11 protein-coding genes are annotated in these 14675 nt (G+C 55.7%); 3 read left to right on the top strand and 8 right to left on the bottom strand.

The window, feature by feature from the left end; all coding sequences use genetic code 11:
* Positions 1 to 40 precede the first annotated feature (40 nt).
* Entirely contained in the window at positions 41 to 3607 is a 3567-nt protein-coding gene (gene smc / locus HH1059_RS04770; protein WP_096408891.1) for a chromosome segregation protein SMC, read from the bottom strand.
* Positions 3608 to 3936: 329 nt separating this feature from the next.
* Between smc and queF the strand changes: the two genes are divergently transcribed.
* Together queF and HH1059_RS04760 are read left to right on the top strand one after the other, a co-directional pair.
* Positions 3937 to 4296 carry a preQ(1) synthase gene (gene queF, locus HH1059_RS04765; protein WP_096408888.1) on the top strand — a complete coding sequence of 120 codons (360 nt, stop codon included), beginning with the start codon at positions 3937 to 3939 and terminating at the stop codon, positions 4294 to 4296.
* A 68-nt stretch (positions 4297 to 4364) separates the two neighbouring features.
* A complete protein-coding gene (locus HH1059_RS04760) occupies positions 4365 to 4556 on the top strand; it encodes a hypothetical protein (protein ID WP_096408886.1) in 192 nt (63 codons plus the stop codon).
* A gap of 292 nt (positions 4557 to 4848) precedes the next feature.
* On the opposite strand, the gene HH1059_RS04755 is transcribed toward HH1059_RS04760, so the two are convergent.
* From HH1059_RS04755 to traF, 5 genes are all read right to left on the bottom strand, one after another.
* On the bottom strand, positions 4849 to 5838 hold the full coding sequence (locus HH1059_RS04755; protein ID WP_096408883.1) for a hypothetical protein: 990 nt from the start codon (positions 5836 to 5838) through the stop codon (positions 4849 to 4851).
* Positions 5839 to 5962: 124 nt separating this feature from the next.
* Entirely contained in the window at positions 5963 to 6250 is a 288-nt protein-coding gene (locus tag HH1059_RS04750) for a DUF3417 domain-containing protein (protein ID WP_231902026.1), read from the bottom strand.
* A 229-nt stretch (positions 6251 to 6479) separates the two neighbouring features.
* Entirely contained in the window at positions 6480 to 7337 is an 858-nt protein-coding gene (gene gluQRS / locus HH1059_RS04745) for a tRNA glutamyl-Q(34) synthetase GluQRS (RefSeq protein ID WP_096408878.1), read from the bottom strand.
* Between the two features lie 140 nt (positions 7338 to 7477).
* Complete coding sequence (locus HH1059_RS04740) at positions 7478 to 8233, bottom strand: hypothetical protein (protein WP_162549364.1); 756 nt, start codon at positions 8231 to 8233, stop codon at positions 7478 to 7480.
* 141 nt (positions 8234 to 8374) lie between these two features.
* Positions 8375 to 9730: a conjugal transfer protein TraF gene (traF, locus tag HH1059_RS04735; protein ID WP_096408873.1), complete on the bottom strand. Its 1356-nt coding sequence runs from the start codon at positions 9728 to 9730 to the stop codon at positions 8375 to 8377.
* A 346-nt stretch (positions 9731 to 10076) separates the two neighbouring features.
* On the opposite strand from traF, the gene acs reads away from it, so the two are divergent.
* The gene (acs, locus tag HH1059_RS04730; RefSeq protein WP_096408870.1) at positions 10077 to 12014 is read left to right on the top strand and encodes an acetate--CoA ligase; all 1938 of its coding nucleotides are present in this window, start codon (positions 10077 to 10079) and stop codon (positions 12012 to 12014) included.
* Between the two features lie 183 nt (positions 12015 to 12197).
* Here the strand turns inward: acs and HH1059_RS04725 are convergent, their stop codons facing one another.
* Both HH1059_RS04725 and HH1059_RS13925 read right to left on the bottom strand, forming a co-directional pair.
* Positions 12198 to 13976, bottom strand: a complete 1779-nt coding sequence (locus HH1059_RS04725; RefSeq protein WP_420809699.1) for a sodium:solute symporter family protein — start codon at positions 13974 to 13976, stop codon at positions 12198 to 12200.
* Positions 13977 to 14017: 41 nt separating this feature from the next.
* Positions 14018 to 14332: a DUF4212 domain-containing protein gene (locus HH1059_RS13925; protein WP_276309286.1), complete on the bottom strand. Its 315-nt coding sequence runs from the start codon at positions 14330 to 14332 to the stop codon at positions 14018 to 14020.
* Positions 14333 to 14675: the final 343 nt, after the last annotated feature.

The following is a 14675-nucleotide window of genomic DNA, read 5'->3' as shown; positions in this document are numbered from 1 at the left end:
CATCGGGTTACTATCAACTCGAGTCATAAAACAGCTCCCATCAGGCACCAGCCATCTCCGCAGCCTCTTTTACATCGACCGCAACCAGCCGCGATACCCCCGGCTCATTCATGGTCACACCCAATAAGTGCGACACCCGCTCCATGGTAGTACGATTGTGGGTAATCAGGATAAACTGCACACGCTCCGACATTTCAGCCACCAAATCGCAAAATCGCCCTACATTGGCCTCATCAAGCGGCGCATCGACCTCATCCAGCAGGCAAAATGGCGCCGGATTGAGGTTAAATATAGCAAATACCAAGGCCACCGCGGTCAATGCCTTCTCCCCACCAGACAACATATGGATGTTGGTGATCCGTTTGCCTGGCGGTTGAGCAAGGACTACCACCCCGGTAGAGAGTAAATCGTCGTCGGTCAGCTCCAGGTAGGCCCGCCCGCCACCAAATAGGCGCGGGAAGAGCTTACCCAACTCTTGATTAACCTGCTCAAAGGTCTCACGAAAACGCGAACGGGTCTCCCGGTCAATGCGGCGAATGGCGCTCTCAAGGGTCTCAAGGGCCTCGGTCAAATCAGTGTACTGCTGATCGAGATAGCTGCGCCGCTCCTCGAGCTGCTCACACTCATCGATGGCCGCCAGATTAACCGAACCGAGACGGCGAATACGCTCCGCAGTCTTCTCCAGGGCGTCATCCCAGGCACTGATGTCTACCTCTTCAGCGTCACTGGGCAACCGCTGCTCGATGGCCTGTTCATCCTCACCCAGTTCGGCCAGAGCAGTCTCTTCGTGGCTGCGATGGACGCGCAACTCGCCTAACTCCAAGCGCTGCGACTCAAGCTGCTCGCGCAAAGACTCAGCGCGCTGTTCAGCTTCCAGACGCTGGCGATCCTGCTCGCGTAGGCGCCTATCGAGCTCTTCACTGTCGCGGCGCAGCTGCTGCAATTCGCTCTCGAGTTGACTGCGCTGCTCAAGGAGGGACTCGCGCTTAGCGCGCAGTTCACCAACCGGACTGTCCTCCTCGGCTAGGGCCGCGGCGAGTTCATCGCGCTGCTTCATCAGTCGCTCGCGCTGTTCGGCAGCCTTATCCAGCTGTTTACTTAACGAATCCAGCGCGGTCTGCGCCTGCTGGCGCTGCATGGACAGATCATGACGGCGCTCACGCGCTGAGCGCAAGCGCTCGGCGGCCTGTTCCAGATTATCCCGCAGCTGTTCGCGCTCAACCTCCAACTCCTCAAGCCCGGCACCGGTCTGCGCCGCCTCCTCAGCTGCCTTTTGCGCAGCTTGATCGGCCTCAGCGCATTCGCTCTGGGCAGAGCTTTGCTGGGCGATCAGCCGCTGCCGCTCGTCGGCCAGCTCAGCACGGCGCTGCTCAGCTCGCTCAAGCTGCTCGCGGCGCTGCTCCAAACGAGCTGCCAGTTCGGCTTGACGGCGATTGAGCGGCCCCAATTCGGCAGCCTTCTCATCGCGCTGGGCCTGCGCCTGACTAACACCATCGCGTGCCGCGGCGAGCTTTTCAGTGAGCTCAGCAAGGCGCTCCTCAGCCGCCTCAAGCTCAGCCCGCAATTGCTGCATCTGCTGTTCGCGCTCCAGGACCCCGCTCTCAGGCTGACCGGTGGCAGGTGTGCGCAACCAATCGCTACCCAGCCATACCCCCTCAGGGGTAACAATACTCTCTCCTGCCCGCAACTCAGAGCGCAGGCCCAGCGCCTGCTCCAGGCTGTCCGCGCAGCGCACCCCGGCGAGCAGCTCACGCAGCACCGCGGCACCGCTGACATGCTCGAGCAGATATCCCGAGCCGGGCCCGTCCTCATGAGCCGGGGGGTGTTGTCCCGTGCAACTTATCAAAACAACCCCCGGTCCTGTACTTTGATCTTGCCCCCTACTTTCGCCTTGACCTGCTAAAGCCTTCTCTACCAGCTCGCTTGAGGTGATCTCATCGTGCTCGACACAGACCCCCTGCAGCATCTCAGCGAGCACCACCTCCAGTGCCTGCGCCCAGCGGCTGTCCACCTGCAGCCGCTCGGCAAGGCGCGGGGCATCACCCCAGCCCTGCTGCTCAAGCCACTCGCGCAGTTCGCCACCGTCTCTGCCTAAGGCAGCCTCCTGCAGGGTCTCCAATGAGGTCAACCGGGCGCGGGTATCGCTAACCTCCTCGCGCGCCTGCTCTAAATCCGCGGCTACGGCATCGCGCTGGGCAATCAGTTGCTCTAATTCGCCAGCTGCACTATCGCGCTGCTCCTGGAGCGACTCCAAATCCTGCTCGAGCGCCTCAGACTGCGCCTCCAGCTCACCGATCTCCTCCTCCAGGGCCTGGATATCGAGCCCCTGCTGCTCACTATCGAGCCGCGTGATGCGTTCGGCCAGTTCCTCTGCCCGCCGTGCTGCTGCCTCATAACGGGTCCGCTCGACCTCTTCGCGCCGCTGAGCTGCTTGCTGCTCGGCACGCTGCGACTCTGCCCGATCACGCCAAGCATCCAGATCCCGCCGCGCCTGCTGCTGCTCGGCATCCGCCGCTTGCTCTTCTTCCTCTGTTGCCTCGAGCAGCGGCTCCAATTCGGCAAGCTGCTCGCGCAGCTCACTCAGGCGCTGTTGATCTTGATCACTGTCACCCTCCAGCTCACTCAGTGCCTCTCGGGTCTGCTCCAGCTCTTGCTCACGGCGCTGGCGCAGCTCTCGGGTACTATTGATCTTCTCCTCCAAAGAGGCCAACTGCGCACCGGTCTCATAGTATTGCCCCTGCAGTTTATTCAGCTCGTCATTGCGCTGGCTAAGGTTATCGCGCAGGGTTTCTATCTCGTTCTCGGCGTGACGCTGCTCGGCTACCGCGCTCTGGCGCTGGTTTTCAAGATCGGCTAGGGTCTGTTCCAGGGCCTCAATCCGCTGATCGAGACGGCGCCGGCGCAGCAGCGATAGCTCAGCCCGTAACTGCCGTTCCTCGGCGCGGTAACGGCGATACTTCTCGGCCACCTCGGCCTGGCGGCGCAACTTCTCTAGCTGCTTATATACCTCGTCACGAACATCATCGAGGCGCTCTAGGTTCTCGCGTGTATCCCTAATCCGGCGCTCGGTTTCGCGCCGGCGCTCCTTATAGACAGATATCCCAGCCGCCTCCTCGAGGTAGACACGAAGTTCCTCGGGGCGCGACTCGATCACCCGCGAGATCATCCCCTGCTCGATGATGGTATACCCGCGCGGACGCAGCCCTGTGCCAAGAAAGGCCTCACTGATATCCCGGCGGCGACAGCGCGTCCCATTAAGCAGGTACTGCGACTGACCCTCGCGATTTACCTGCCGTTTTACCGATATCTCATTGAATGCTGAGTATTTGCCACCTATAGCGCCATCGCTGTTGTCGAACAGCAGTTCAATGCTAGCCTTGCTGACTGGCGCACGCTCACTCGAGCCGTTGAATATGACATCGGTCATCGACTCGCCACGCAGGTGCTTAGCCGAGCTCTCACCCATAACCCAGCGCACCGCATCAATTATGTTAGACTTGCCGCAGCCATTGGGCCCTACTACGCCGACCATACGCCCGGGTAACGGTACAGGCGTCGGGTCTACAAATGACTTAAAACCGGCTAGCTTGATCCTTTTGAGCTGCATGATTTAGATTGCGAGGCGCTCCTGCCGCATTGCTAACTTAATGATATAGATGTCCTTACTCACCTACGAGTAACCTCTACCCCTCCCCCGGAGCCACTCAGTTGCCCCGGTGTGGAGGTCTTGGCGCCAGGGATGGCGCCATGAAGCCTCCAGGGACGGATTCGCGGCGTCCTCCACACCGGGGCAACTGAGTGGCTCCGGGGGAGATTTTAGAGGTTCCCTACGGGGGTTGTTAAACCCGTGGGCACGGCAGTGCGACATTATCAAGCCTGGGGCGACACTTGGAAAGACTTGACTTTGCCGAAGTCTGTTGCAAAAAGTAATTGAAAATGACTACAGATAGCTCATCACTACTGGAAACCTTCACCAACCCCAATCCGGATCGGGATTACACCATTCAGATGGAGATCCCCGAGTTCACCTGCCTGTGCCCAAAGACCGGGCAGCCTGACTTCGCCACCTTGAAGCTGGAATACATCCCGGATAGGCTCTGTGTCGAGCTTAAATCCCTCAAGCTCTACGTCTGGTCTTACCGGGATACCGGGGCCTTCCACGAAGCGGTCACCAACCGTATACTCAACGATCTGGTAACGGTTACCGCTCCCCGCTACATGAAATTAACGGCTGAATTTAATGTGCGCGGCGGGATTTGGACAACAGTTGTAGTTGAGCACCCGCAGGGCGATTAACCAATGCCTTTCTCTACCCTTTGTCTATCACCCAAAGCCACACTTGGACTGCCTGTTAGCAAAATAAGATGACTAAAGAAAATCCAGATAATCCTCATGGTCGCCAAACACAGCGCGCCCTGACTGGCCGCGACGCCAAATTCCCCGAAGAGTACCGGGACAGGACCGCCGATGATGAGATAAGCCTAATCGACCTCTGGCTTGTGCTGTTGCGCAGATCTCCCAGAGTTCGGGGTCGAGATACACAAACAGCGCTCTGACATGCCGATCCCAGGAGTAGTAGAAATCCTCGGCCAGCTATTCGAGGCAGCTTCGGTTCGAGGGTATGTTGGATTGTACTTCAAGGGTGAAGGTGTTCTATTTCACGGATTCCTCACTCGGAAACCTCCGACTTTAGATAGTGGTTATTTGTGGAGGTCTCAGCGTGTTCTATGTTCAAACGGCAGATGCCTCTAAAAACGCTCTCAGCAGGCCAGCATACCTAGTTTACTGAGAGTTAGGCTGCAACTGAAGTGTTTAAGGTGCCCTAGCAGAATGAGCTTACAATGGACTTTATTCTGAAGCTCCCTCAGCTGCTGCAACCCGTTGCGCTTGGTCGATAAACTCACGGAAAAATGCTCCAAATATGCCGAGCATGATACCAAGCACCGCCGATAGAGCAACAATCAAGCCTGCACGGCTGTCATCTATAATCTCTCCTTCAGCAGCGAGGATGGAGACGCCCGGCTCCTGGAGGCCCTGTTCGAGCTCCTCACGTAACCTTTCTATATCCCTCTGGTAAGAGAGCTCCATCCTGCGCTTTTCCCGTCGTGTTTCGCTTAGTAATTGCTGGGTGTTGCCCACTTTCTGCTGGATGGAGCTTAGATCATTTCTGCTGGCCTCAAGGCGCATTTGTAAGGAGGTTGTTTTTGTATCTAAATCTGCAGCGCCATCTGTGGCTTCAATAGAATCGAGCTGTTCTCGCAGGGTGCCGCGTATCTCTCTAATCTCGGCGAGGCTCTCATGGTTATCCTCGAGCCTCTGGTTGATAGTCTCTATTTCTTCTCTGTAGAACTCTCTTGCTTCCTCAAGTTCTTGTGATCTGCGATCTATCTCTCTCTCAAGCCGGTCTTGCACATTTTCAAATCGCCGAGCTTGGAGACTGACCAGCTCACCACTGATGATCTCATGCAGGGCTTCAGCATGTTCGTGGCGCTCAGGAGCAGTTTTGCTAATAAGCACCAACTGATTGACACCTTCAATTTCTTCTAACTCAACCGAAGGGGCGCTTGTCCCCGTCTCAAATCGGTATTGCATCCGTGTTGCTGGTAAAAGGGCACGCTCTACGACATCCTTCAGCGAGCTGGCGGGAATCATTGGCTCATCTTCAACGGCGGCCAAATCAACGTAAGAAACGAACTCTTGCTGTTCCCCGTCCATAGTCTCTATGAGGGCGTAAGAGCTGCCGAGGAGAAAAACTGCTAAGGCTATGCCAATAATCCAACGCCGCCGCCGAACCAGTGTTAACCAAAGATCAATTAGGCTGATTTCGTCATCGCGCACGGGGCGCCCCTCCTCGGGGAATTGTGCGTCCTGGTACGGGGTGAGCGGCCGACTGTGGGGGCTGTTTTGATCCATTGGTTGGCTTTCGTGGCTGTTTGGTAAACATCGGGTGTAATCGCCAACTTTACCGCACCCCGCTGAGAAGCTCAACGGGTTTTTGCAGCTGTATAGAACGTGCTATCCGAATAACCGAAGAGACGAAAATCTTCGTCGAAAATCCATCTAAATGCGCTGCCTCTTCGAGCTTATGCTGGGCAACGCGGCGTAAGAAGAATTTGGGGTTGTGTCCACAGATCTCCCAGAGTTCGGGGTCGAGATACACAAACAGCGCTCTGACATGCCGATCCCAGGAGTAGTAGAGGTTCTCGGCTGGCTCTTCGAGGCGGCTTACCCCCCCTAAAGAAGCGCCCACGTTTATCGCTGCCAACATCGGCAGTGGCGACGACCGCAGAAGCCTTATAGTGGCTTTATCTGCTGTACTTGGACTTATGCTGGGCGTATTCGGAGCGTTCTTTGCCGAACTACACAACCGCGCCCGTGAGATGTTGAGTCTAGGCCAAAACTCTGCAGAGGATAGTTAAGAATTAAAGGCGCCAGGGATGGCGCCATCCAGCCTCCCGGGATGGATTCACGGGCGCCCTCTAGCAATTTATTGCCCAGCTAACTATCTCTTCTGCAGTGGCGCCGACAAGCTGCTTAGGAGGATCGTACCCCAGCACTTGAAGCGCTCTTAGCATGTCGGGGGCAGGATTATCGAGATCAATAGGCTTGGCCTGAGTCTGTTTAGAAAGCTTTTTGCCTTGCTCGTCTGTAGCCAAAGGGAGGTGTCTATATTGGGGGGTTGGCAAGCTCAGCAACCTCTGCAGATAGATCTGCGCCGGGGTGCAGGCCAGCAGGTCCTGCCCGCGTATTATGTGGCTGAAACCATCCTTGGCATCATCAACTACACACGCCAAGTGATAAGCCACCAGCCCATCGGAGCGGCGGATCACGAAGTCTCCTACTTCTGTAGAAATGTTGTACTCGACTCTGCCGAGAGCGAGGTCAACAAAGTCAATAACCACATCCGCCACACGCACTCTGATTGCCCGCTCACTGCGCCCGGCAACTATCCCGTCACGACAAAAACCCGGATAGACCGCTCCAGCGACACCTTGCTTAGCTACAGCGGCAATCTCTCTTCTAGTACAGGCACACGGATAAGCCACGCCGCTGTTGCGCAGGGTCTCAATGGCCTGCTGGTAATCAGGGTGGCGCTGACTTTGATAGACGACGGTCCCATCCCAGTGTAGGGTGCAAGCCTCCAATGCCCGCAAGATCGAATCCGCCGCGCCATGTTGCTCGCGCGGAGGGTCGATATCGTCTATACGGACATGCCACTGCCCATCCTCGCTGCGCGCCGCCAAATAGCCCCCCATTGCAGCCACCAAGGAGCCAAGGTGCAGCGGCCCGGTGGGGCTGGGGGCGAAGCGAGTCTTGAAGCTTGCATTGCTGATCAATCTAATTGACGCTCAAATACTAACCGCCCCACTGCTTTTTTTCTTGCCAAAGCATGCTCAGCTTATAGGACCCCTAAACTCCCCCCCTTGAGCTTTGCAGGAGTAAAATATATTTACTCGGCAACCACTCGCTCGAACGATTACTCATCCGTGTCATCTTCATCCGCGCCCTCGTCATCCTCAGGATCATCATCAGTTTCTTCATCCTGATCCTGATCACCTAACTCTTCATCACCCTGATCCGTATCCTCTAGCTCGTCTTCTTCCTGCACCGGGTCTTCTAGCGCATCCCCTATTTCCGCTTCGTCCTGCACTGGCTCTTCTAACGCATCCTCTTCTTCATCATATTCCTCCTCCAGAACAGCGTCGCCTTCAAACAGTGCTTCCTCTGCATCCGCATCATCAAAGTATTCATCTACAAGTAACCCGCGATACTCTCTGATACTTTCCCTTAAGTGTTCTATTTGGCTTTCATCAGCATATACCGCTATCCCTTCTGCCCCTGAGCGCTTAGCCCACGGCCATACCGCCCCTATTACAGGAGGTGCCAGAGCGCTCCAGCCCCAAGCTGTAGTGCATGCAGGGTGACGTACCCATTCACCACTATCATAATCTCGCCAACGCACATTTATTATAGCGTTGCCACCAGCCTCTTTAGCCTCTGCGCGCAATTCATCTGCGACTTCTGTTACCATCTGATGACAGCTGGTCCAGAGGAAACTTCTACTGTTAGCGCTTATAGGGCCTATTTCTAGAAATTCGATGTTGCCTGCTGTCTCGCCAGAATACATCTGGCGTTCGTCGTAATTAACGAATCCGCTACTACTGGTACAGCCAGCTATGACACCACCGGCTAATACCGCTCCCGTAACCCTCAACCACTTAAAACTAGACATTTTGTTATGCCCCTCAGCTTTTTTGGCGTAACCCATAACTATTTCTCTTAAATCGTACGCGGTACTTGGTTCGTGCCTTCTGCTGCTCTGCATACCCTAGTCCCACCACCGGAGGACAAAACATCTGCACAGAAGGCCCTACTAAAATCTCATCTGGAGCCCTATGTTCACCATGGCACTGCGAGGCCAACTGTCTCCATCATGGTCGATAGTCTGATCACTCAACGCAGCATCCAACGACAAAACCCCCAGCCATGTCAGCCCCAAGCTGTAATAACTCAGTTCTGATCCAGCCTGATTCTCTCGATATCCTACCCTCATATCTGGAATCCATTTAAGATACCAAGGCAGGCGGTAAGAAGCGCTCATGGCTAACCACTGGTACTCATCACCACTAACATCACGGACTGTATTAAAATCGTAACTAGCCGATAGCACGAGACGCTGACTTGGGTCGTGCAGGGCTAATTCCCCCCGTGCCTGATCGTTAAGCTTCCAAGTCTCCTGCAAGCTAATTCGGTCTCCAAAGTATTGAGCAGCTTCACAATTTCTTTTTTGGCTGGCATCCGCGATCTGCCCGCAACCTACCCCAACGGACGGAAAATCAAATTCCGGCTCATTGACATTCAACCAAGTAACGCCGCCACGAAAATAGCTAGTTTGATACACAGCGCCCAAATCAAAACCCAATGCTGTTGAAGAATTAACTTGCCGATCTAATTCATCGCTAACTATCTCAAAGTCATCTCCATCCTGCCCATCAAGGGGAACAACAGTTTTATACATATCAGCGCTATAATAATTGACCCTTGCGCCAACATACAAATTCCTACCATCCCAATCGGCAACCTTTAACCCGGGCGCTAGAGACAATCTTTGAACCTGGGCTCCTTTTAAATAAAGCGAGGTTTCGGTTTTTACTTCATTATTTTCCACCCTCAAAGGGTCGTCGAGAACACTGAACCCTGCAGAAAAATCGCTGCCAAGCTCTATTCCAAGTGCCCACCCTGCGTCAGCCCGACCTACAACTATGGGCACAGATCCGCCTGCTCTTAGCTTGCCACGCCCATGCTCGCCCAGCTGTTTCAACACATCATCTAATGCATCAACTCCCTCTTTGGCTTCGCTGAAAGACTCAAACTCTTTATCCAGCAGATCCATCACCTCATCAACACTGTCAATGATTTGATTCATATCACCCAACTCATAACCAAAGCCGACATTAGCCCCAAACTGCACCCCAACCCGAGGTGAAGCTGGCGTACCTGCCGGATTCGCCAAGCTAGTGTGAAGCGAACCAGTGTGGGTCCCATCGCCATAGACCAACCCAGGTCCTGTAGCCAATCCAGGCCCTGCAGCAGCCGCAGCCGATGAAGAAATGAGATAGGACAAAGCCAAGACACCAGATAGCAGGAGGTATCTGCCCTCCGGCCTCAGGTAAGAGCGAGCAACATCACCGCCCGCGATCCATCTACCTACAACCTTGTTGGTACACATAGCAAGCCGCCTGCCTAGATATTCCCATACCGATTTAATATGAACCTATCCACCATCCACGTCAACATAAAATCACCTTTTCCTGACAAGGCCCTGAATCAGTCATGACTATACAATGCCTGTTAAGTTACTATCTTTGATGCTGAAAGCCTTTTGCACGTTTACAATCAGGGGGCAATCGTGGGCTTGGTATAGGAGTAAAACCGTACTGGCATCCACAACAGATTCAATGAAAGCAATCCATCTCAATACACCCGTAACGCTCGACGGCTTATCGTGTTACCTTTCCGTTAGCCGTCACCAGAAGACGGCAGAATTGAGAATCTGTCAGGAGGAGTAGTTTAAGATGTCCGAAGACAAGGTCTATCCAGTCCCAGAGTCAATCAAACAGGGCGCGCACATCAGCTTTGAGCAGTACCAGCAGATGTATGAGCGCTCGCTTAAAGACCCCGAAGGCTTTTGGTCAGAGCAGGCTGATAAGTTCCTCGATTGGTTTAGCAAGTGGGGCACTACTTGCGAGTGGGACCTGAGCAAGGGAGATATCCGCTTCTTTGCCGGCGGCAAGCTCAACGTCGCTTACAACTGCCTTGATCGACACCTGGAGAGCCGTGGCGATCAGACCGCCATAATCTGGGAAGGCGATGAGCCCGATCAGGATGAGAGCATCACCTACCGCGATCTGCATGAGCGCGTCTGCCGTTTTGCCAACGCCATGAAGGCGCGCGGCGTTAAGAAGGGTGACCGGGTCTGCATCTACCTGCCGATGATCCCCGAAGCCGCGGTTGCCATGCTCGCTTGCGCCCGCATCGGCGCCGTCCACTCGATAGTCTTCGGCGGCTTCTCCCCCGAGGCCCTGCGCGATCGGATTATCGATGCCGACGCCGAAGTCGTCATTACCTCCGATGAGGGGGTTCGCGGCGGCCGCGCCATACCGCTAAAGGGCAATACCGATAAGGCCCTCGAGGGCTGCCCCAACGTCAAGACGGTCTTTGTCGTCCAGCGCACTGGCGGTAACATCAACTGGAATGACGGCCGCGACGTCTGGTATCACGACGCCTGTGCCGAGGCCTCCACCGACTGCCCGCCGGAGCACATGGACGCCGAGGACCCGCTGTTCATCCTCTACACCTCCGGCTCAACCGGCAAGCCGAAGGGTGTTCAGCACAGCACCGGCGGCTATCTGCTCGGCACGGCGATGACCCACAAGTACGTCTTCGACTACCAAGAGGGCGAGGTCTACTGGTGCACTGCCGACGTCGGCTGGGTAACCGGCCACTCCTACATCGTCTACGGGCCATTGGCCAATGGCGCTAAGACCCTGATGTTCGAGGGCGTACCGACCTACCCCGATGCCGGGCGCTTCTGGCAGGTAGTCGATAAGCACAATGTCGCTATCTTCTATACTGCCCCGACTGCCGTGCGCGCCCTGATGGGCCAAGGCGATGAGCACGTTACCAATACCTCGCGCAAGAGCCTGCGCATCCTCGGCTCGGTTGGTGAGCCGATTAACCCCGAGGCGTGGGAGTGGTACTACAGGGTAGTTGGCGAAGAGCGCTGCCCGATCGTCGATACCTGGTGGCAGACCGAGACCGGTTCGATCCTCATCGCACCGCTGCCCGGCGCCATGGACCTGAAGCCCGGCTCGGCGACCCTGCCCTTTTTCGGTGTCGAGCCGCAGCTGGTCGATGACAAGGGCAATGTCATTGAGGGCGAAGGCAAAGGCAACCTGGTCATTAACCGGGCTTGGCCAAGCATGATGCGGACCATCTACGGCGATCATGAGCGCTTCTTCAATACCTATCTCGCCGCCTATCCCGGCAAGTACTTCACCGGTGACGGCGCCCGTCGCGACGCCGACGGCTACTACTGGATCACCGGCCGGGTTGACGACGTCATCAATGTCTCCGGGCACCGCATGGGTACCGCCGAGGTCGAGAGCGCCCTGGTTCTCCACGACAAGGTGAGCGAGGCGGCAGTGGTCGGCTATCCGCACGACGTCAAGGGCCAAGGCATCTACGCCTACGTCACCCTGATGGCCGGCGAAGAGCCAAGCGAAGATCTCAAAAAGGAGCTGGTCAAGCTCTGCATTGATGAGATCGGCCCGATCGCCAAGCCGGATCTGATCCAGTTCGCCCCGAGCCTGCCCAAGACCCGTTCGGGCAAGATCATGCGCCGGATCCTGCGCAAGGTCGCCTCCAACGAGCTCGACAGCCTCGGCGACACCAGCACCCTAGCCGACCCGTCGGTGGTCGACACCCTGATCGAGGACCGGGCTAACAAGTAACATCCCTCATTGCCCCCGGGTAACTCTACCCGGGGGACCTTCCACAAGTCCGTCTCTCGAATTTTCCCCCTGAGCCACTTAGTTGCCCACACACAAACAAGAGGGGCGGACCGTTACGGCCCGCCCCTCTTCTCTCACTCCTTCCCCGCACTGGCGGAAGGGGTATTTACCGCCGCTCGAGGATCAATCCGCCTTAGGTACGCGGATGTTCTCGACGAGCTGCTGGATCTCCTTCGGCGGTGGCGCTGTCAGCTTAGATACGACGTATGCCGCAATAAAGTTCAGCACCGCACCTACCGCACCAAAGCTGGTCGTATTAAGACCAAACAGCCAGTAGGCCTCTTCATCAGGCAGTAGGGCCGTCTCCGGGAAGAAGAAGAAGCCCTTGTAGATGAAGATATAGAGCAGCGTACTAAACAGACCGACCAGCATACCGGCGATTGCACCCTGCTTGTTCATCTTCGCCATGAAGATGCCCATCATCAGCGTCGGGAACAGGCTAGCTGCAGCCAGCCCAAACGCCAGCGCCACGACCTCGGCGGCAAAACCTGGTGGGTTAAGACCGAGATAACCGGCGAAGAGTATAGCCACAGCCATGCTGATACGGGCTGCGAGCATCTCCTGCTTCTCGGTTATCCGCGGCATGAATACCCCTTTAAGCAAGTCGTGGGATACCGCCGAGGATATAGCCAGCAGCAATCCGGCCGCCGTAGAGAGCGCCGCGGCAATACCACCAGCTGCCACCAAGGCAACAACTATCGGGTTTAGGTTGGCGATCTGCGGGTTGGCGAGGACGATGATATCGCGGTCGATATCCAGCTCCGAGCCTTCCCAGCCGTGCTCCTCAGCGAACTTAGCCATCTCCTCGTCATCTTCGTTATAGTACTGCAGATGGCCGTCTTCGTTCTTATCCTCAATATCGAGCAACCCGGTACCAGCCCAGTGCTCCATCCAGCTCGGCTGCTCATCGTACGCCATCCACGCACCAGGCTCGGCTAGGGCTTCGCGATTATCCCAAACCTCGGTCGGGTCCTCGATGGTGGTGTTGAGCATATTCCACATCGCCATTGCACCTACCGCCGGCGCGGTGGTGTAGAGGATGGCGATAAAGAACAGTGCCCACCCGGCCGAACGGCGCGCATCGCGCATCCGCGGCACGGTAAAGAAGCGGATGATAACGTGCGGCAGACCAGCAGTACCGATCATCAGCGAGAGGGTAAGCATGAACATATTGAGCATGCTCATGTTGGCCAACTCGCTATAGGGGGCAAAACCGATCTCGACCAATGTCCTATCCAGCGCCTGGATAATATGAACACTCTCACCGGCCGCCTCGGTAGTGCTGCCGAGGCCAATCTGCGGTATCGGCACACCGGTGATGGTCAACGAAATGAACACCGCGGGCACCGTATAGGCGAAGATCATGACAACATACTGGGCGATCTGGGTATAGGTGATGCCCTTCATCCCACCAAATACGGCGTAGATGAAGACCACAGCCATACCTGAGACCAAGCCTATCCACAGCGGGACCTCCAGGATGTTGGAGAAGGCGATCCCGACGCCGCGCATCTGGCCGATAACGTAGGTAATCGACATCGCCAGCAACGCGATAACAGCGATCACGCGGGCGGCGTTGGAGTAAAAGCGATCACCTATGAACTCCGGCACGGTAAACTTGCCGAACTTGCGCAAATATGGCGCAAGAAGCAGTGCCATGAGCACATAGCCGCCAGTCCAGCCCATTAGATAGGCGCCCCCCGAGTAGCCGAGGAAGGCGATTAGGCCGGCCATGGAGATAAAGCTGGCCGCCGACATCCAGTCAGCTGCAGTCGCCATGCCGTTGGCAACTGGGTTAACCCCCTTACCGGCGACGTAAAACTCAGCCGTACTCCCGGTGCGGGCCCAGATGGCGATTCCGATATACAGCGCGAAGGTAAGACCTACGACGCTGAGGTTCATTATCTGTTGTGCATCCATAATGCGGCTTCCCTCCGGTCAGATCAGTCTTCTTCGACGCCGAACTGGCGGTCGAGACGGTTCATGTACCAGGCGTAGAAAAAGATCAACGCCAGGAAGACGTAAATAGATCCCTGCTGAGCAACGAAAAAGCCCAGTGGGTAACCGCCTATGGAGCCTATCTCATTGAGTGTCGGACCAAGCAGAATACCGAGCACTAGTGGGACAAAGGCCCAAATACCCATCAAAATACCAATGACCGTGAGGTTTTTCTTCCAATACTCCCTGCGCTTCTCGTCGGTAAGCCCAGTGGAGCCTCCTCCTGCATCCTGCGGGTTGCTACCCCCGCCGCCGCTGATGTCATTTTCATCAGACATAAGCCTTCCTCCATCTAGCTTTATAATAATTTTAGGCGCAACTATCGAGGTGCGGCTCCTTCCGCTTATCGTTTTTCTTTTTTCGCTTATGAGCTCAACAATAAGGCAAAGCAATGACAACCAAAAGATCTACTAATCACCCACTGATGAGTCTTATTGTTGTCATTTCTTTTCCTTATATGTGTTGCCTAATTTACCCTTATTGCTACGATATATGGCATGCTGAGAGCAGATTCACCCAGCCCGCTATACTTTGCCGTTTGATCGACCTCACTACAACCCAACAAGCAAATTTTTTTGTGATTTTTTGCAATCGCGCGCGCAA

Origin of the sequence: Halorhodospira halochloris (assembly GCF_002356555.2) — a bacterium.
Lineage (GTDB): Bacteria > Pseudomonadota > Gammaproteobacteria > Nitrococcales > Halorhodospiraceae > Halorhodospira > Halorhodospira halochloris.
The sequence above is the reverse complement of the archived record's forward strand: the minus strand, read 5'-3'. Positions and strand labels throughout refer to the sequence as shown.

Bases quoted from the DNA above. Each gene is read 5' to 3' on its own strand.
- smc (WP_096408891.1), bottom strand. From the start codon at position 3,607: ATGCAGCTCAAAAGGATCAAGCTAGCCGGTTTTAAGTCATTTGTAGAC.
- queF (WP_096408888.1), top strand. From the start codon at position 3,937: ATGACTACAGATAGCTCATCACTACTGGAAACCTTCACCAACCCCAAT.
- HH1059_RS04760 (WP_096408886.1), top strand. From the start codon at position 4,365: ATGACTAAAGAAAATCCAGATAATCCTCATGGTCGCCAAACACAGCGC.
- HH1059_RS04740 (WP_162549364.1), bottom strand. From the start codon at position 8,233: ATGTCTAGTTTTAAGTGGTTGAGGGTTACGGGAGCGGTATTAGCCGGT.
- traF (WP_096408873.1), bottom strand. From the start codon at position 9,730: ATGTGTACCAACAAGGTTGTAGGTAGATGGATCGCGGGCGGTGATGTT.
- acs (WP_096408870.1), top strand. From the start codon at position 10,077: ATGTCCGAAGACAAGGTCTATCCAGTCCCAGAGTCAATCAAACAGGGC.
- HH1059_RS04725 (WP_420809699.1), bottom strand. From the start codon at position 13,976: ATGAACCTCAGCGTCGTAGGTCTTACCTTCGCGCTGTATATCGGAATC.